Consider the following 18,453-nt stretch of genomic DNA (forward strand, 5'->3'; position numbering starts at 1 on the left):
AATTACCATTATCGCTCAACTAATTAATAATGTGTTGAGCTAATAATTGAGCTCAACGCTTACGCTTTGAGGTCAATATAATGGAAAAGGTATTTTATCGTTCAGAAGAAGTAGCCGACTTACTTTTTATCAGCAAACAAGCTCTTTTTAATCAAATCTCTAAGAACAAACAAGGCTGTGGTAATTACCCATTACCACCACATATTAAAATTGGCGCTCGATTACTCTTTCCTGTTGAAGACTTTCACAACTGGTTAGCTTCTCAACCAAGAAATAAGTAACGCTAGCTATGGCGCATTTCGAATGCAAAATGACTCATGTCAATTTGAAATCAGATATGTTTTCAATGGTGTGGCCTGTGTTTGCATTAGACGGCAAATCTAAAGGTGTTTTGGATTTTTCATATAAAGGCGTATCGATAAAAATTGTTCCAAGCGTCTTGGGTCGAGCAACCATCAAAGATAAAGAAATACTTATTTATTGCTTAAGCCATATCATGGCTGCAAAAAATGCTAAATTAGAGCTTAGTAACACGGTTCGCTTCAACACCTATGATCTCCTAAAGGCTACAGGGAGAGGAACATCAGGAAAAGAGTATAAACTTGTTGAAAAGGCTTTATATCGACTCGCAGGAACTTTAATCACTACTGATTATAAGTTTAATGGCCGAAGATTTTTGGAAAGTATGGGCCTCATCGAAGGCTTTAAGTTAATCGAAGGTAGTGGTTTAAGACGCTGGCAAGTAACATTGCCCGATTGGCTCATTGAGACGGTTGATGACAATGATGTCTTAACATTACATGATGATTACTTTCAATTATCCAAACCATTTGATCGCAGACTTTATGAAGTCTGCCGGAAGCGCTGTGGTAGACCTTCTAAGCAAGTTATCAAGTTAGATAATTTACGAGAAAGGATCGGTGTAAGACTACCGCTATCAGCCTTAAAGAACCGTATCCAAAAACTTAAAAAAATTTTAGATTATCGACTTAGGGTTGAGAGCGATAACGTACTCATTTTTCGCGATAATGAAAGTGGCAGAAGACAGCTTGCAAAGTTTGAAATTGAACGTTTACGAAAAGGGTAAAAGCCAGATAACCGTCGTACTTTTGATTTTGGATAGTATCGTACTTTTGATCCAAACCATCGTACTTTTAGTTTTTATGAGTCGTACTTTTGATTTTTTATCTCTTCTGGAAGCGTTGTATTTACTACATATTTTAAGCACCAAACGGGCGAGGTTGTGAAACGTATTTTAAATATATAAATAAACGCTATCAGTTATATCAACACAAAACATATAAACACAGGTAGTTACACTAAACCAGCTAACCAATTAATTGACTTTTAACTAAATAGTATGTGAATATGAGCTTAACGCAAGCGTATCGCTTGTCCCATTCTATTGAATGATAAGTATGATTTTGGGTCTTAATGCCTGTAATAATAGGCGTTCGTGAAAACGAACTTGACCGAGGAAGCCCGACACCTTCCCACTCGAAACCAAGAGTAGAGGTTGACGTCTAGGCTAGGCCGTTTTGAGGAATGGCGTACCCAAAATCTTTTTAATAGATAGGGCATTCCTCATTTCATCCTATAGTATGGGCAGGCCTAGCCTACTAGTAAAAGTTTATGATATGGAAATTATTGATTACTTTGAGAAAGATTCTGACAATTCTATAAGCTCGATACAGAACTTATGTAGTGCTTTAGACATAACAGAGAGTGAATTAAACGAGGTAAGAGCATTAGGCTCTGAAAGTTATACTCAGTCAGAAATTCCTAAGTCTTCAGGTGGTATTAGGAGAGTACATAATCCTCATTATAAGTTGAGGAGAATTCAACGACGAATTAATAACCGAATATTTAACCCCAAAAAAGGCACTATTGTTCATTGGCCAAGTTTTATTTATGGCTCAATACCAAACCAAGATCTTCTTGAGGGGGAAATTGACCACAAAGATTATGTAGCATGTGTGACCAATCACTGTTTAAGCAGTAGCCTTCTTAAAGTTGATGTCCAAGATTTTTTTAATAATATTCATATCGATCACGTCGTCGATATCTTCAAAAATTTCTTTAAATATTCAGAAGATGTTTCTCAGTGTCTAGCTGAAATTTGTTGTCACAACGGCTTTATTGTTCAAGGTGCATTAACTTCAAGTTATATTGCTTCTTTATGTTTGTTTGATATTGAGCCTGAGGTAGTAAAAAGAATAAGAAGAAAAGGACTCAGATATACAAGATTGGTTGATGACATTACAGTTTCATCACTAGAAAGAGATTATAATTACTCTTATGTGAAAAACCTTATTATAGATATGCTTCATAAAAAGGATTTACCTATTAATGAGGAAAAAACTAATGTGTTTAGAGTATCTGAAGGACCATTATTAGTTCATGGGCTGAGAGTCTCGTTTAGAGAGCCTAGATTACCTTCTGATGAAGTATCGCGAATTAGAGCTTCAGTAAAAAATGTGGAAAGGTTAGCATCAGAGCCCAAGTTTAGAACAACCCATGCTTTTCGAAAAGATTTTAACCGTTGTATGGGGAGAGTCAATAAATTAAAGCGTGTTGGTCACAATCAACATAAAAAACTTATAGCTCGATTGTTAAAAGTGTCACCAAAACCATCTAAAAAGGATTTAAAACGTATCGAAGTGATGCTTGAGAGGCTAGAGCGTGATTATGAAAGGAAAGGTGAGAACTATTGGTTCTACAAAAGATTTTATAGAGCTCATGAGAGATTAAATTTGGTAGCTAAATCTTACCCTAACTTAGCCAAAAAGTTACGGCCGCGATTAAAAGGTGTATTTCCAAAATATGATAAACACTAAAGAGCTAAAGTTTAAATTCTTACTTTTCAGTTTACTCCCTCTTATAATTAGTTTTGTAATCTCTATGCTATTTTATATAGCAACTCTCTCAAAGAAAAATGTCAATGGCTTGGATATTTGTTTTAGTAACTCTTGTGTCCAAAACTTCGCATCTATTTTTTCTTCCTCTTTCAAGGTGTTGGAAATAGGCGCATCGGTAAGTCTAGGTATTACTACCGTTTATGGCATTTATATCGCTCTACAAAACTATATAAGCCATCAAGAAACTACAAAATTTTCAAATCATTTAGCAAATTACCAGCTGTTTAAAAGTTTTGTATCAACTGAGGTCGAAAACACTCATCGTCTTTCAGCTAAAGCAATAAACACCTTTAAATTTTATAATTTGATCTTCCCAAAATCTAGAGAGGGGATATTGACACCTTCAGAAAGCTACAAATACTTCTTATATGAGCTCGATTCGGTTATAAATAATAGTAATACTAAAATTATAGATTTAAAGTTAGGTGAATTTAAGTACAAGCCACATCAGCAAAATATTAAGATCTTGCTGTGCAAAGCTGGTATCGAAGTTGAGTATTTGCCAAGGAGAGATTTTTATGAAATTGAAAGCGATGTATTTAAATTAATAGATAGGGTTAACTCTGAATTTTGTCACTATGCAGATATGCCCACCCTCCCAAAAAGAAAGTATATTTAGATTAAACTCTAGTGCTAAGGTGATAATATAATTTTAGTATCAGAAATTTAAATTTATAACTTTGAACTTGATTGCGAAATATAAAATAGAAATGGCTTACATATAGCAAAATTAGTTCTATTTTAATCATTCATGGATAAGTGTTTAGGTGGCATAATTAATGGAGAAGATTAAGGCCTTATATGACACCAGAAGAATTAGAGCGACAGGCAATTGCCTATGCTAAAAATAATAGGACTCGTATAGCTCGCGAGTTAACAGATAAAGATCGGTTTCCTCCCGATAACAGGCCGGTTTCTGTTTTTATGGCAGGTTCGCCTGGCGCAGGAAAAACTGAAGCTTCAAAAGCTTTTTTAGAAGAAATTGGTGCTGATAATGTACTCAGGCTTGATCCAGATGAGTTAAGAGAACTAATACCTCGTTATACAGGTGATAACTCTTATTTATTTCATCGTGCTGTATCTTTTATTGTTGAGAGAACACTTGATCATGCTTTTAAAAACAAGCAGTCATTTTTGTTAGATGGTACCTTGGCAAGTTATGATGTTGCAGAAAAAAATATTGAGCGTTCTATTCGTAAAGGTCGAAAAGTGCTTATTTTGTTTGTGTACCAAAAGCCAGAGTATGCATGGGAATTTGTTGAAGCCAGAGAGAAGTTAGAAGGGCGTAGAATTTTACCAAATACTTTTATAGATCAATTTTTTGCATCACAAAATGTTATCAAGGAACTTAAATTAAAGTTTGGAAGTCAAATTAAAGTAGATTTATTGGTTAAGAATAATAAGGGTCGAACACGTTTTTATCATGATAACGTTCAGGCAATTGAGCATCATTTAGATGAAAAATTCACTAGAGAAGATCTACAGAGCCTGATAGAATCATCGTCCAGCTCAAAAAACGAGCTTTAGGAGTACCTATGTTTTCAAATTTAATAAAGCCAAAGCAAGCTCAAAATTCTAAGCTTTCAGACTTTGTACTTGACTCAAGTTCAAGTGAGAAAAAGCGAGTTTATAATCAAGTTATTGAGCGAGCAATTTCCTCTCAAGTACAGGTAGTAAATAAAGCACCTGTAGGTCAACGATAATTAATAAAAAGTCCCGCATAGGGACTTTTTTGATTTAAAAGAAATTTATAAAATATCAACTTAATAAAGTGCTCATCAACTCAACTTTTTGTTCCTTAGTTAAGCTTGCTAACAGACTTTTCATTTCACTCATTTTATTTTCTGGCTCTTGCTCAATCAAACCTGCATATTTGGCTATCGTTTCTGTTACTTTCTCTGCGGGCTCTTTAAGCTCCTCAGCGGTTAAAATTAAATAGCCAGCAGTTACATCACTTTTATCTGTAATATGGTTTAGAAGGCGTTTCAGAAGGTACCCTGATACTCCGCTACTCTCAGCCATTGATGTAAATGTGCGGCGCAAATCATGCGAAGTGATTTTTACTCCTGCAATTTGGCATACATGTTTCAACGTTTTTTTAGGATCAGTGAGGTAGCCCTTTTTACTATTTATCCCAAATACATAGTCAGATACCTTGTATTCTTTTCGTCGATTAAATATCTCAGCTAATCGATCTGTAATAGGGAACTCGACATCTAAGCCATTTTTTGTATCTTCTAAAATGAATATCCTATCTTCAAGGTGTACTTGTGACCAAGGAAGTTGCAGTAACTCTGATCTTCTGAGGCCTGAAAAGGTTAAAAATTCTAGGTAATCACAAAAAGCAACGCGGCTATTTTGACGATACTTGGCAGCTTCATTTCTAACTTCATATAGTGCGTCTATGAATGGTTTTAGTTGTGAACGACGCAGCCGTGTTGTTTTACGCTTTACATTATTCCAGCTTCGTTTTTCAGAAAGTGCATCTACAGGATTTTCTGGAAATAATGAACGACCTTCTGAAGATTTGTATTCAGCTTTAGCAAAGTTAAATAAAGCACGCATTAGGCGCATGGTATAATTTGCCTGAGCAGGGCTTCTTAAGGTTATTTCTCGTTGGCGCTTTAAAATCATTGTTTGATTAATATCGGCTAGACGTTTGTTATGCCAATCAGGTAGGTAGCAATCTATTTTTTGTTGATACCCCCTTTCAGTTATAGGCTTAAGATCTCTAGATTCGATGTATGAATCAAAAGCTTCTTTCAAGGTAATTGAAGCGGCTCTAAATTGGCGCTTAAGGTCGTTAGGGTTAATACCCTCAGCAATATCTGCCATTACTTTACGAGCCATTCGCCTTGCATCATCGAGTGTAATTGATGGAAAGTACCCAAGGGTGACATTAATCGGGGTGTCTCTCCCTGGTATCTTTTTATAAACTCTAAATGATTTTTTACCAGCGACGCTCACATCTAAAATGAGTCCTGACAATAGCCTGTCATAATAGCGAGTGCGTTTACCGTTTGATTCGATCTTTTCAAGCGACAATTCAGTGAAGCGAAATTTTGTGTCTGACATATGGTGCTACCTCTGTGCTACTTTGAACGTAAAATTTAACGTTCTGAAATACATAATGATTTATGCATCAGAGGCATGGGTTATTCAATAACCCTATGATATAGCTATGAAAATTAGTAAATAGTTATATCAAAAAGTAACTCGTAGTAAGTCCTTGTTTTGCAACTCATAATCGTTAGGTCCCCAGTTCGAGTCTGGGAGGGGCCACCATTTTTACAAGCTTTCCAAGTAAATAGAAACTCACCTTCCTAGTTTATAAAACTTCATTTCTATTACTTCTATTGTATTTTTATCAGCGCACTGATTTTTTTATTAATTTTATTGAATACATTGCAATAAACACAGTTGAATCTACTATTAAAGTGTTATTGGATTTTATTATAAAAATCTTTATTTTATGACCTTTAATGTCGCTACTGTTAATTGTGTGCAGTATATAAAATACCGCTTTGTTACCCCTTAGGTGCTCTATGTTATTAAAACGAAAAGTATACCTTAGCCTTATTTTGGCTGTTGTTGCTCCTTTAGCAATATCTACTCTAATATTTTCAAATAGTATTCGCTCAAATACAGAAGAAAAACTAGCCAAAGTAGATTTACCAACAGCGCTTAGTGAAGTGAAAAGCCAAATCGAATTAGAGTTATCGACTCCTATTATTGTTGGCAAAGAAATAGCGCAAAACTTATTTGTGCAACAATGGATGAATAATAATGAAGATGCGCAAAGCCGAGGTAAATTCATTGATTACCTCAAACATATAAAAAATAAAAACCAAGCCAGTAACGCATACATTATTTCTAAAAACTCCCGCAATTATTACACCGATGAAGGTATTTCTAGGCAAATAGACAGTAGTGATACTTGGTTTGATGCTTTTTTAGCATCGGATAGACCATTTGAAGTAGCGCTCGACATAGATAAAGGCAGCTCTGAGGTGATGGTATTTATTAATTATGCCATTGAGCTTGATGGGCAAAGACAAGGAATTGCCGGAATAGGCCGTTCGCTCGATTCTATGGTGGATCTCATAAGTGAATATAGGATAGGTGAGGGCGGCATTGTTTATTTGGTCTCTGGTAGTGGCGAGATTATGTTGCATGGTAATAAAACTAAAATAGGGCAATCTGTTGACTTGGCGCCGATTAAAAATGGGGCAATTCAAAGTAAAGTAATTGATGGTGATGACTATGTTGTCTCAAGTACGCCTGTAAACTCATTAGGTTGGCATCTAGTTGCTGAAATTCCCCAAGAGCAATTATATGGCGCAATTAATAGTGCTATTAATACTAATATCATTTTTGGTGTAATTATTGCTCTTGTCGGTTTAGCGTCAGCACGCGTGTTGGTAGGGCAAATATTTAGGCCAATCGAAAACATTACTTCAGCAGTGAATGCGTTAACAGAAAAAGATGGCGATTTAACAGCGCGACTTCCTACTGACGATAATAATGAAATTTCAGACTTGGCGATTAAGTTTAATCTGTTTTTAGAGCAGTTACATTATATGTTTAAACAGGTTTCTGAGTCGGCAATTCATGTTAAAGGTATTTCCCAAGATGTACTTGAGCAAGTACAAGGAGCAGCTAATTTAGCTGAGGTACAGTCATCGAGTACACAAACGGTGGCGGCAGCGGTAAATGAGATGGAAGTTACGGTTCAGGATATTTCTGGCAGTGCCAGCAATGCGGCAGATATTGCGACTAAAACCGAAGAAACGACGCATAAAGGCGTTGGTTTTGTGCAAAGCACAATTAAACAAATGGAACAGTTAGAAGCATCGATGGCCAATTCTGTGGCTTCGGTGTTAGAGCTCTCGACAGAGATTAAATCAATTTCTCATGTATTGGATGTCATTAAAGGGATTTCTGAGCAAACTAACTTATTGGCGTTAAATGCGGCAATTGAAGCGGCGAGAGCTGGCGAGCAAGGTCGTGGCTTTGCAGTAGTTGCTGATGAAGTGAGAACGCTTGCACAGCGTACTGCGGAGTCTACAGAGCAAATTAATGAGATGATTGCTTCGTTAAATGCTAAAGCTTCAAGCACGGTAACTGCGATTGAATTGGGCAGCAAAAACACTTTAGAAAATGCCGAACGATTAAAAGAAACAGGCCATACATTAAATGGTATTTCACAGGAAATTGTACTGTTAAGCGAGTTAAATAACTCAGTGGCTACAGCAACGCGAGAGCAAACTTTAGCAACCTCAGAAATTAGCCAAAATATTGTAATGATCTCCGACTCGGCAGAGCAAACCAAAGAAAATATGAAAAAGTCAGAGCAGCTTTGTAATGGTTTAAATAAAGAGTCGAATATTTTAAGGGATTTACTAGGTAAGTTTACGCTTTAATCGCGGTTTTATAAAAATTAGCAGAGCGGGATACCATCATAGTTATAGAGCACTTGCCTATAACTATGATGTTTTAATAGCCGTTAATTTTTACGATAAATCTCGTGATTCATTTCGTAAATATTAACGCTTAAGCTATCAGAGGCTCTGCAATATGTTTGTAGGCACGCTAGTAACTGCTCACTTAGCTTTTGCTTTTGCTCAATAGAGCGCCCAGCCATAATATGTACAGCAATATGAATAAACCCTTCTTTACCCACACCTAATTGGTAATGTTGATACGCAATAGCACGAGTTTTTATTGTTTCTAAATCAAATAAGCCACTTTCAAATGTTGTTGTGTGGATTTTTTCCACTAGAACCTGAGGTAATAAAGGCAGATCTTCTGAGTGTTCAATAATAATGTGTGGCATTTAGCGTATCCTCTTTAGATTGGTTTGTTTAATTATACCAAACGGGTTTGTACACGCTAACCCTATGGAACTTAATTTTTAAAAATTTGGCTTAGCATAGTTCAGGCTGTTGCTTTTATGGCAAATATTGATGGTTGATACGTTTTATGTCAATTTGTGGTGACTTATACGAAGAGTATACCAGCCAGTTGGTATTTGAAATATAGGTTAAGCCAGAGGTACGACTAAATGCGCGTTCGGGAAGGCGTATAACGTCATGATGGCTTTTGGTTGAAAAGTCGTAATAACTTAATCGGTAATCACCTTGTTTTACATTAAAATAGTAAATACGCGATGTCGCTAAGGTGTCGCCTTCAAAAAAGTACCACGAATTATGATTAGATAAATTAATTTCGCTAACCAGTGGTTGCTCAGTTTGGCTATCAGGATCTTTGATCCATAATTGATTAGTTGCTTGGTTGGCAAAAACTAAAGCGCCTTGCTTGTTTTCATAAGCATATAATGTTGGTGAATCTATGGCTTGTTCGAGTTTATTACCATTTAAATCGAAGCGATACACGTGCTGATCATCAGAGACTAATACGCTTTTACTGTCTGCAGCCCAGCTCGGTTTGCCATGATCGCTAAAGCCCGTAGGTAATAATTCACTGGTTTGTTTATTAAAGTCATACAGGTATAACGCATGACCACTAGGGTGCGAGGCAACAAAAGCAATATAATCACCATCAGGCGACCATACTGGGTGGTAAATATTGGCATTGAGATTAGTGAGCTGCTTTCGAGACGTACCGTCTTTATTTGCGGTCCACAATTCCATTGAGCCCGACTCATTAGAGACAAACGCGAGTTTGTTTCTGGCTTTATTGTAATTAGGAAAGCGGGTACTAAAATGGCTCGATAACACTGGGAAAGGAGAGCTTGCAACCGCATTATTAACCTCTAAACGCATTAAAGCCGAGTCTATATTCCACTGATGAAAATACAAACTGCCATCACTGGCAAATTCTGGGTAGCTTAAGCCATCTATGCGGGCATTGATCATTTGTTGTGTTTTAAGGTTGTAAAAGTACCCTTGGCGTTTACCTTTTTTTACACCAGAAAAAACGAGTTGCGCCTTAGAGGGGTGCCAATCAACGCCTCTCATATCAATAAACCCAGTAGTTAACTGCTTTGCATTGCCTGTTTTTATATCGATTAAAAATAATTCTTCAAACCCCGTTGGTAAGTTACGAGATACTACAAGTTGAGTTGCATCTGGGGAGAACACAACCGACTCATCGCTATATTGGCATGCTGAAATACAAGGTATTTGAGTAATTGTGTATGGCGATGAGGTTAAATCAACAAGGTTAAGTTGAGTCAGATTATTTTCATCATCTTCACTAATATAAACCAGTTTAGTGCCCGGGGCATTTATGTCTATATCGGTACTCGCTTTGTTACCACACTTCCCTAAAATAGTGGTATTTCCCGAGGCAATATTTTGCTGAATAACTTCACAACCTTGACCCGATATGCGGCGATAATAATAAACAAAGGTTAAGTCGGGGCTAAATACCGCTCGACCTTCAATGAATGGGGTGTCGGTAAGAGCTATGGCTGCTTGCTCGGGTAAATGTAAATCACGTAAGTATAAATTTGCTTTATGACCAGGGCGGCGCCAAGAATATGCTAAAAAATGACTGTCGCTGGATATAGCGGGGAACAGCTCTCGTCCTGGGCTGGTGGTAATGGTTTCAACATGATCGTATAAGCGCTCTGCTTGTTGCGATAGCACAAGTGGCTTATTTTCATCGCTAAAAGCGTTGTAACCCCAGACTCCAGCGAATAACAAGACCACGATAGCCATGACTACAGCGAAAATATATTTAGGGCGAGTAGAGGATGTATTAATACTGTTCTGCGCGTTTGGCATTATTGGTTTTTGCACTAAGCGATAACCTGTTTTACGCAGTGTTTCTATGTAGGTGTTGTCGGGGTCAAGCTCTTTAAAGCTTTTACGAAGGTGCCATATGGCATTAGTGAGCGCTTTCTCACCCACATATTGATTACCATCCCATACGTTTTCGATTAGTTGTTCGCGACTCACCGCATTTGGATAACACGCTACTAAGTAGGTCAGCAGCTCTATAAATTTAGGTTGTAAAATACAGGCTTTATCAGCACAAAACAGCTTATTTTCAAACGCCGATATTTGGCAATTTCCAATTGAAAAAGGCTGTTGAGTATTCATAGTATGTGTATTTAAACCTCTTCCTAGTATGAGTTATTAGCGATGTTTGTACGTGTTGTTTAATGCAAAGTAACACGATAATTAGTTAATATTCAATTTTACAACATTCTAACACAATAAATATAAGTCCATGATTATAAATAAATAGATATTAAATAGATGTAAAATAGGGATATAAACGAGACACCTCTCATTGTGCTTTTATTCACGATTACTTACAACCTGTTATTAGTAAAACAAACCAATTAGTACAAAACAGATTTAATAACTAAAAAGTTAATAAAAAAGCTACTAATGGGATAATAAAAAATGAGGGAAGTCTGTGAGTAAAATATCAACCAAAAAATGCGCTTTAGCTTTGGCTATAACAGCGAGTCTATCTGGGCATGTAATAGCAAATGACGAGGCAATTGATCGTCAATCAACTGCTAAGGCAAGCGAAGAAGTAGTACAAGAAGTACCAGAGAAAATAACAGTAACAGGCTCGCGTTTAAAGCGTGATAGTTTTTCGGTCACAACTCCGCTGGTTACCATGGACAGAGCATCAATTCAGGATACAGGCTTAGGCAATCTTTCAGATGTATTAATCGATAATATGCCTGCACTGAGCCAAAGTATTGGCAACACAACCAGCCAATCAAGCATTTCGGGTACTGGTTTATCAACAGTCCAGCTTCGTGACTTAGGCGCTAATAGAACGTTGACATTGATTGATGGCCGCCGTGTTGTCTCTAATAGTTACGGCGGTAATTATGTCAGTTTAAATACCATTCCTAGTGGTATGGTAGAACGCGTTGAAATTATTAGTGGTGGTGCGTCGGCCACTTATGGTGCCGATGCGGTAGCCGGTGTTGTTAATATTATTACCCAGTCAAAAAAAGAAGGTTTTGAATTTCAAGCCCGTGGCGGTGAAACAACAGATGGTGGCGGTCGCGAATTTACGCTTGATTTAAACTACGGAACGTCATTTGCTGATGATCGCGGTTATGTATTTGTCAGCTCAAACTGGGACCGTGATTTTGGTATGACCTTTTACGATCGCGACCGAGCGCAAATAGAAGCGGCGCATAGTTACGATGATGAGCTTATGTGTAATCAAATGTACACCGCCGATGGCTATCAGTGTATGAGTGGTATTACACAAGCTGATTGGGCAAGCAAAAGCGATGGTACCTTAGGTGGTGTATTTTTAGAGAATAATAATAACGACACTCAGTTTTGGTACGACGGTCAAACGCTACGTGATGATTGGAAAGGCAATGAAGAAATTTATGGTATTAATTCACAGCAATACGTCATGCTTGATGTGCCGAGTGATAACTTTTCGACTGCAATAAAAGTCGATTATGATGTAACAGACGACATTATGAGTTATTTCCAAATTCAATACAGTAAGAGTGGCTCGTTCAACGATAAGTCACCAGAAGATGAATACGAAGGGGCTTACGTACCTCGCTACGACCCAGTGACAGGGGATCCTATCGATGATATTGCGCCAGGTTATATTCCTATTGATAACCCATATGTGCCACAAGAAATTATTGACAGTAACCCATACAAAGACCGTATTTATTGGGATCGTCGTTTTGGTGAAGTAGGTAATATCAGCACCGATAACGACCGTACGACTATTCGTACCTGGGCTGGCCTGCAAGGTATGATGTTTGATGATACATGGGATTGGGATATTTCTGCCGGATATGGTCAATTTAAACAGCATCAAATCCGCAGTAACGAGCTAAACACGGTACGTGTCAACCAAGCTCTGCAAGCTGAAAAATTAGCCGATGGCACGATTCAATGTAAAGACGCCGAAGCGCGAGCGCAAGGATGTGTCCCGCTTAATTTATTTGGTGAAGGGTCTATTACCCCTGACATGGCAGACTGGATCCGTACAAATCCAATTATTGATACTGAGATTCAACAGTACACGGTAATGGGTTATATCACCGGTGACTTATATGAATTGCCAGCAGGTAATGTGTCTGCAGTATTTGGAGCAGAGTATCGTAAAGACTCGCAAAGCTTAGATACCAGTGATGATATGAAAGCGGGCGGTATTACGTTTAACGTTGTGCCTTCTTTTTATGGTGAAGTAGAAGTATATGAAGCGTTTGCAGAGCTTGCAGTGCCACTACTTAAAGATGTGCCATTTGCTAAAAGCTTATCGGCAGAAACATCGTTGCGTTTAGCAAATTACAGTATTGATAATATCAGCACCGTAGCCAGTTATAAGTTAGGATTATTGTGGCAGCCAATTGATGGATACATGCTACGTGCTAACTATGCGCGTGCACAGCGTGCCCCAACTATTACAGAGCTATTATCGCCCCCTCGTGGCGATTTTGATTCATTTGATGATATTTGTGATGGCTTAACGGCAACATCAACAAACCCAGGGCACGATAACTGCCGTTTAGAGCCAACCTTGGCACAAAAGCTGGCTGATGATCCTGACTTTGAATTTGAAAGTGAAGACAATAACTATTCACCAAATACGGGTAATCCAAACTTAAAAGAAGAAACAGCCGATACCTATACCTTTGGTATTACTGTTTCACCTGAGTTTTTAGATGGCTTTAACTTAGCGGTTGATTACTACGATATTGCCATTGTTGATGCAATTGATGAAATAAGTAACGAAAACATCATGCGTGAATGTTATGACTCAGAAGCGTCATGGGGTAGTGATAACGAATACTGTAACGATATTACCCGTAACGACGAAGGTAACATTGTAAAAATACTACAGCGTGAATATAACTTAGATGAGTTAACAGCGCGCGGTTACGATGTAGTTGCAACTTACAAATATGACATAGGCAGCTATGGTAACCTGTCATTTAAGCTTGATTACAATCACATTATTGAAAACTCACAAACCTATGAAGGGTTAGATGGTAACAGTGTTACTTCACAGTATGCAGGCTACGGTCGCTCAAAAGATAAAGCCGCTATGTCGGTTGTATGGAAAATGGATGACTTACGTATCCGCTGGCGTACGAATTACGTAGGCGCATTTAAAGCAAGCCAAGAAGATGAGAAAGACTACCTTGAGTATGTTGCTGCAAATGATGAGCGCTGTGCTGAGGGCGATGCTGGTTGTATTGCTAACCCTGAGCCACTGGCATACCAAAACTACGGCTCATTTTTAAAGCATAGTTTATCAGCGTCTTACACTATGGCACTGACTGATAAGAGTGATTTGCGTGTATTTGGCGGGATTAATAATGTATTTGACGACAAAGGGGCATTTTATCCAAGTGGCCGAGGCAACTTTTATAGTGGCTACGGCGGCGGTGCCGGTCGTTATGTTTATCTAGGTGCACAATATAGCTTTTAATTATTTTTAGCTGTATTTGTTTGCAAAGGCACTCCTTCGGGCGTGCCTTTTTTATTGCTTATAAAATTTGTTTTATCGCAGTGAAAGCGTTTAGTATAAGGCATAACTTAATTTTATTATGAACGAAGGACTTGCTATGAAGTATCTCAAAATGGGTAGTCTAATTGCATGTTTAGCAGGGCTTACAGGGTGTTCTGATGATGTTGCTTCAGTGAGTTTAGGGCTGTTCACCACTAAAGATGTGGTGGTAAACTCACAGCAAGACCCGCTTGTTACAGGTGTTACTTGTCATATTAGTCACATTGAGGCTAATTTAGACTTTTCAGATCCCTCAGATATGTCGATTGCTTGTCGTCAAACAGGGCCAATTACCGCAGACCAATTACAGTCTATTGACCGTAGTAAGTCGGGTGAAGTCGTGTTTAAATCATCTAAGAGTATTTTGTTTAAGTCGTTAAAAGTTCGTCGCATTTATGATGCTAAAACCCATACGTTATTGTATTTATCGTACTCAACGAAAGAATCTACAGGCAGTCATCATCACGCGCTTTCTACGGTGCCTTTATACAATACACAAGCATGGCAATGGGCGAAGGGGCAAGAATAGTTTATGTTAACCCTATTTAAATCAAAACCCTTATTGGCAGAACAAGAACAACAGTGGCTAGTTGATACCTTTATTTGGGCTGCAGAAAACTTTGACCTGAATTTTTTTACTAAGCACAGCCAAATTATTTTGCCAACGGTCGAGTTTTTTCCTGATTCGGTTTCAAGCATTGAAGAAATGGCCAGTAAAGTGTTTGCGCGTGTTAAACACTATGCTGGTATGGATGAGTGGCCTATAACACTTGTTGCACCGCAACAATTACAACCTCAGGTGTTTCCACATTTTGAGTTTAGTGAGCATCTACGTGGTGAGCACTGCCATTTAATGGTGCCACCAAGCCATACAATTAATGTGTCGTTTAACCCAAACCAAATTAATCAGCCACAAGATTTAGTAGCTAGCTTTACAGGTACTCTTGCTACCATTTTAATTCATCATGTAGGCGTATTACCCCCAGGTGGTAAAGCGTACTTACCTCAAGCAACGGATGCTTTAGCGTGCTTTTTAGGTTTTGGGGTGATGATGAGCAATACTGTGTACCAGTTTAAGGGTGGTTGTGGCTCATGTTACAACCCATATGCCAATCGCGAAGCCACGCTCAGTGAAACCCATACTGTATTTATGCATGCGTTAGTAAGCTACTTTAAGCAAGATAAACACTCTAAAAAACATTTAAAACCGCATTTAAGAGGCCAATTTAAAAAAGCGCAAAAAGAAATAAAAACATTGGTTAACCAGTCGGCTAATCCATTGTTGTTGGCTTTTTCGCCAGAGCAAGCCAGTTAACCATGATCTATATTGATGAGTTTTTATTAATTGCCATTGCTCACTTTTTTGCAGTGGCCAGCCCCGGGCCCGATTTTGCTGTGGTACTTAAGCAAAGCGTACAATATGGAAGGCAAAATGCGCTGTGGACCAGTGCAGGTGTAGGTGCAGCTATTTTATTACACATAGCTTATTGCGTGTTGGGAGTCGCGCTGGTTTTAACTCAATCGCCTTCGTTGTTTATGGCACTTAAATATATAGCCGGTGCTTATTTAGCGTATTTAGGTGTGCAGGCGCTGCGCGCTGCCAAACCTTCAAATACCTCATCAGAACAGACTGCAAAACCCAGCCTTGCAGCTGAGTCATCATGGCATGCGTTTCGCCGTGGTTTTTTTACCAATGCATTAAACCCTAAGGCTACGCTATTTTTTATGTCGCTGTTTACCTTAGTGATTAGTCCTACTACACCAGTAATAGTGCAAGTGGGGTACGGCGTTTATATGGCGCTAGCAACTTGGGCTTGGTTTTCTATTTTATCGCTATTGTTATCAAAAGCACGGGTGCGAAACTTTTTTCAGCAAAGTGGTTATTGGTTCGATCGTGGCATTGGCATTATTTTAATCGCACTGGCTGTGCGAGTTGTTATTTGATAGACCCTAAGGAATAGTATGGCGTTATATAATTTTTCGTTTGGCTCCAATATGTCATCTAATCGTTTATTGGCACGTTTACCTAACGCAAAACGTGTGGGTACGGCGCTTTTAAAAGGCTATAAGTTAACCTTTAATATGGCCTTTGCTGATGGTTCAGGTAAATGCACTATTGTGCCCACTAACGAACCCTATGCCGTGGTATATGGGGTGGTGTATCAGCTTAATGAAGCCGAAAAAGAGATCTTAGATAAAATTGAAGGCCCTAATTACGACTGTGTTGATTTAACCGTGAGCCTTTTAGATGACGATGACATTAATGTGCACTGCTACATAGCAAACACACATGACGACACACTGCTACCTTATGACTGGTACGTGCAGCATGTATACCGAGGCGCACTTGAGGCTGGTGTGCCAGAACATTATAGTCAACGTATTTTAGCTTATCCTAGTAAGCAAGATACGAATAAAGCGCGCGCCGAAATAGAATTTGCGGTTCATCAAGATTAAACAAAAATAATAACCTAAGGTCACACTATGAAACTAACAAAATTAGCCACAGCCGCATTATTGGTTGGCTGGGCATTCACGAGCTCTGCAGCGGTTGATACCGATAAAATTTCAGAGGTGATCAATACCTCAATGACACGTTTTGATGTACCCGGAATGGCCGTTGCTATTGTTGAAAATGACAAAGTTGTATTCGCTAAAGGCTTTGGTGTTGCCAACCTCAATACAAATAGCAAGGTGAATAAAGACACTTTATTTGGCATTGCTTCAAATACCAAGGCATTTACCAGTGCAGCACTGGCTAAGCTGGTGGATGAAGGCAAATTAAGCTGGGATGATCGCGTAATTGATCACCTACCCGAATTTAGATTGCATGACCCATACGTTACCCGTGAAATGCGAATTCGCGATTTGCTAAGCCACCGCAGTGGGTTAGGGCTTGGTCAAGGCGATTTAATGATTTGGCCAAGTACTGATAAATCGGTAGCCGATATTTTATCGGGGCTGAAATATTTAAAACCTGCTAGCAGTTTTCGTAGCCAATATGCTTACAACAATCTAATGTTTGTTACCGCTGGTGAAGTTGTTGCCCGTATATCGGGGATGAGCTGGAACGACTACATTGAAAAAAACATTTTACAGCCGCTCAATATGAGCAACTCACGGGCTGGCTTTTCGCGTATCGCTAAAAATAACAAAAACTGGGCAATTGGGCACATCCCAATGGACGGTAAATTGCATCCCTTTTTTGTTAATTACCTTGAAGATTTTAGAGGGGCAGGAGCCATTGCATCAAGCGTAAATGATATGAGCCAATGGCTACGTACTCAACTTGCTGGTGGCAAAATGCCTAATGGCGAGCAGCTATTTAGTGAAAAGCAGCAAGCACAAATGTGGCACCCACATATTACCTCACTGGCATCTAAAAGTGCTTATGAAGCGTATCATCAACAATTTAGAGGTTATGGGTTGGGTTGGAGTATAGAAGATTACCACGGCGTTAAGAAGCTGGCACATGGTGGTGGTATTTTAGGTATGGTCTCGCAGGTTACTCTTTTGCCAGAGAAAAATGTGGGAATTGTGATATTAAGCAACCAACAAGCGTTTTCTGCATTATCGGCGGTGACTCATGAAGTACTTGAAGATGTACTAGAGCTTGAAGATAAAGACTGGGTTGAAGATTTAGCTAAAAAGCACTTTGCAGGTAAAGAAAAAGCCTATGCTAACGCGGCTCCATCAGTGCCTGCAGATATCCAGCCGGCATTGCCAACCATTAATTACACCGGTACTTTGCATGATGATTGGTATGGCGATGTAATAATTGAAGAGTTAGATGGTAAATTACGTATTGATTTTACCCATACAAAGCGCCTCAAAGGTGAGTTGGAGTATTACACAGGTAATACCTTTATTGTTAAATGGGATGAAAAGCTATTAGAGGCAGATGCCTTTATTCGTTTTTCTATGAGTGCAGATAACCGTGTAGAATCAGCGAAAATGAACGCAGTTTCAACGCAGGTGACCGATTTTAGCTTTGATTTTAGAAACCTTGACTTAAAAGCTAAATAACTAGAACCTTGGTTAAATA

Annotated in this window: 16 protein-coding genes; 13 read left to right on the forward strand and 3 right to left on the reverse strand. The window is 38.6% G+C overall.

The window, feature by feature from the left end:
* Positions 1-80 precede the first annotated feature (80 nt).
* From CWB78_RS06300 to CWB78_RS18775, 6 genes are all read left to right on the forward strand, one after another.
* Positions 81-281: a helix-turn-helix transcriptional regulator gene (locus CWB78_RS06300; RefSeq protein WP_033032042.1), complete on the forward strand. Its 201-nt coding sequence runs from the start codon at positions 81-83 to the stop codon at positions 279-281.
* An 8-nt stretch (positions 282-289) separates the two neighbouring features.
* Positions 290-1,087, forward strand: a complete 798-nt coding sequence (locus CWB78_RS06305; protein ID WP_138594701.1) for a replication initiator protein A — start codon at positions 290-292, stop codon at positions 1,085-1,087.
* Between the two features lie 550 nt (positions 1,088-1,637).
* A complete protein-coding gene (locus tag CWB78_RS06310) occupies positions 1,638-2,837 on the forward strand; it encodes a reverse transcriptase family protein (RefSeq protein ID WP_138594703.1) in 1,200 nt (399 codons plus the stop codon).
* The gene (locus CWB78_RS06315) at positions 2,824-3,537 is read left to right on the forward strand and encodes a retron Ec48 family effector membrane protein (RefSeq protein WP_138594705.1); all 714 of its coding nucleotides are present in this window, start codon (positions 2,824-2,826) and stop codon (positions 3,535-3,537) included. The genes CWB78_RS06310 and CWB78_RS06315 overlap by 14 nt, the downstream gene beginning before the upstream one ends.
* A gap of 182 nt (positions 3,538-3,719) precedes the next feature.
* Positions 3,720-4,445 (forward strand): zeta toxin family protein, encoded by a 726-nt coding sequence (locus CWB78_RS06320; protein WP_138594707.1) that lies wholly within the window; start codon positions 3,720-3,722, stop codon positions 4,443-4,445.
* 8 nt (positions 4,446-4,453) lie between these two features.
* Entirely contained in the window at positions 4,454-4,621 is a 168-nt protein-coding gene (locus CWB78_RS18775) for a hypothetical protein (RefSeq protein WP_164835547.1), read from the forward strand.
* Positions 4,622-4,676: 55 nt separating this feature from the next.
* On the opposite strand, the gene CWB78_RS06325 is transcribed toward CWB78_RS18775, so the two are convergent.
* Positions 4,677-5,993, reverse strand: a complete 1,317-nt coding sequence (locus CWB78_RS06325) for a tyrosine-type recombinase/integrase (RefSeq protein WP_138594709.1) — start codon at positions 5,991-5,993, stop codon at positions 4,677-4,679.
* A 470-nt stretch (positions 5,994-6,463) separates the two neighbouring features.
* Between CWB78_RS06325 and CWB78_RS06330 the strand changes: the two genes are divergently transcribed.
* Positions 6,464-8,341, forward strand: coding sequence for a methyl-accepting chemotaxis protein (locus CWB78_RS06330; RefSeq protein ID WP_138594711.1), 1,878 nt, complete (start codon positions 6,464-6,466; stop codon positions 8,339-8,341).
* Positions 8,342-8,424: 83 nt separating this feature from the next.
* Here the strand turns inward: CWB78_RS06330 and CWB78_RS06335 are convergent, their stop codons facing one another.
* The gene (locus CWB78_RS06335) at positions 8,425-8,754 is read right to left on the reverse strand and encodes a 5-carboxymethyl-2-hydroxymuconate Delta-isomerase (RefSeq protein ID WP_008114843.1); all 330 of its coding nucleotides are present in this window, start codon (positions 8,752-8,754) and stop codon (positions 8,425-8,427) included.
* 115 nt (positions 8,755-8,869) lie between these two features.
* Complete coding sequence (locus CWB78_RS06340; protein WP_138594713.1) at positions 8,870-10,987, reverse strand: winged helix-turn-helix domain-containing protein; 2,118 nt, start codon at positions 10,985-10,987, stop codon at positions 8,870-8,872.
* 322 nt (positions 10,988-11,309) lie between these two features.
* Here CWB78_RS06340 and CWB78_RS06345 point away from each other — a divergent pair, with 322 nt between their 5' ends.
* The 6 genes from CWB78_RS06345 (at position 11,310) to CWB78_RS06370 (ending at position 18,434) form a co-directional block, all read left to right on the forward strand.
* Complete coding sequence (locus CWB78_RS06345; protein ID WP_138594715.1) at positions 11,310-14,330, forward strand: TonB-dependent receptor domain-containing protein; 3,021 nt, start codon at positions 11,310-11,312, stop codon at positions 14,328-14,330.
* Between the two features lie 136 nt (positions 14,331-14,466).
* The gene (locus tag CWB78_RS06350; protein WP_041708852.1) at positions 14,467-14,937 is read left to right on the forward strand and encodes a CreA family protein; all 471 of its coding nucleotides are present in this window, start codon (positions 14,467-14,469) and stop codon (positions 14,935-14,937) included.
* A 3-nt stretch (positions 14,938-14,940) separates the two neighbouring features.
* On the forward strand, positions 14,941-15,723 hold the full coding sequence (locus CWB78_RS06355; RefSeq protein ID WP_138594717.1) for a hypothetical protein: 783 nt from the start codon (positions 14,941-14,943) through the stop codon (positions 15,721-15,723).
* Between the two features lie 2 nt (positions 15,724-15,725).
* Positions 15,726-16,352 carry a LysE family translocator gene (locus tag CWB78_RS06360; RefSeq protein ID WP_138594719.1) on the forward strand — a complete coding sequence of 209 codons (627 nt, stop codon included), beginning with the start codon at positions 15,726-15,728 and terminating at the stop codon, positions 16,350-16,352.
* Between the two features lie 18 nt (positions 16,353-16,370).
* On the forward strand, positions 16,371-16,865 hold the full coding sequence (locus CWB78_RS06365) for a gamma-glutamylcyclotransferase family protein (protein WP_138594721.1): 495 nt from the start codon (positions 16,371-16,373) through the stop codon (positions 16,863-16,865).
* Between the two features lie 27 nt (positions 16,866-16,892).
* On the forward strand, positions 16,893-18,434 hold the full coding sequence (locus CWB78_RS06370) for a serine hydrolase (protein WP_138594723.1): 1,542 nt from the start codon (positions 16,893-16,895) through the stop codon (positions 18,432-18,434).
* Positions 18,435-18,453: the final 19 nt, after the last annotated feature.

This window comes from Pseudoalteromonas sp. S1612, from assembly GCF_005887175.1.
Lineage (GTDB): Bacteria > Pseudomonadota > Gammaproteobacteria > Enterobacterales > Alteromonadaceae > Pseudoalteromonas > Pseudoalteromonas undina.

What these genes read in the sequence shown, in the direction of transcription:
- CWB78_RS06305 (WP_138594701.1), top strand. Translation starts at nt 290, where the DNA reads ATGGCGCATTTCGAATGCAAAATGACTCATGTCAATTTGAAATCAGAT.
- CWB78_RS18775 (WP_164835547.1), top strand. Translation starts at nt 4,454, where the DNA reads ATGTTTTCAAATTTAATAAAGCCAAAGCAAGCTCAAAATTCTAAGCTT.
- CWB78_RS06335 (WP_008114843.1), bottom strand. Translation starts at nt 8,754, where the DNA reads ATGCCACACATTATTATTGAACACTCAGAAGATCTGCCTTTATTACCT.
- CWB78_RS06340 (WP_138594713.1), bottom strand. Translation starts at nt 10,987, where the DNA reads ATGAATACTCAACAGCCTTTTTCAATTGGAAATTGCCAAATATCGGCG.
- CWB78_RS06300 (WP_033032042.1), top strand. Translation starts at nt 81, where the DNA reads ATGGAAAAGGTATTTTATCGTTCAGAAGAAGTAGCCGACTTACTTTTT.
- CWB78_RS06320 (WP_138594707.1), top strand. Translation starts at nt 3,720, where the DNA reads ATGACACCAGAAGAATTAGAGCGACAGGCAATTGCCTATGCTAAAAAT.
- CWB78_RS06330 (WP_138594711.1), top strand. Translation starts at nt 6,464, where the DNA reads ATGTTATTAAAACGAAAAGTATACCTTAGCCTTATTTTGGCTGTTGTT.
- CWB78_RS06370 (WP_138594723.1), top strand. Translation starts at nt 16,893, where the DNA reads ATGAAACTAACAAAATTAGCCACAGCCGCATTATTGGTTGGCTGGGCA.
- CWB78_RS06310 (WP_138594703.1), top strand. Translation starts at nt 1,638, where the DNA reads ATGGAAATTATTGATTACTTTGAGAAAGATTCTGACAATTCTATAAGC.
- CWB78_RS06315 (WP_138594705.1), top strand. Translation starts at nt 2,824, where the DNA reads ATGATAAACACTAAAGAGCTAAAGTTTAAATTCTTACTTTTCAGTTTA.
- CWB78_RS06355 (WP_138594717.1), top strand. Translation starts at nt 14,941, where the DNA reads ATGTTAACCCTATTTAAATCAAAACCCTTATTGGCAGAACAAGAACAA.
- CWB78_RS06325 (WP_138594709.1), bottom strand. Translation starts at nt 5,993, where the DNA reads ATGTCAGACACAAAATTTCGCTTCACTGAATTGTCGCTTGAAAAGATC.
- CWB78_RS06360 (WP_138594719.1), top strand. Translation starts at nt 15,726, where the DNA reads ATGATCTATATTGATGAGTTTTTATTAATTGCCATTGCTCACTTTTTT.
- CWB78_RS06350 (WP_041708852.1), top strand. Translation starts at nt 14,467, where the DNA reads ATGAAGTATCTCAAAATGGGTAGTCTAATTGCATGTTTAGCAGGGCTT.
- CWB78_RS06365 (WP_138594721.1), top strand. Translation starts at nt 16,371, where the DNA reads ATGGCGTTATATAATTTTTCGTTTGGCTCCAATATGTCATCTAATCGT.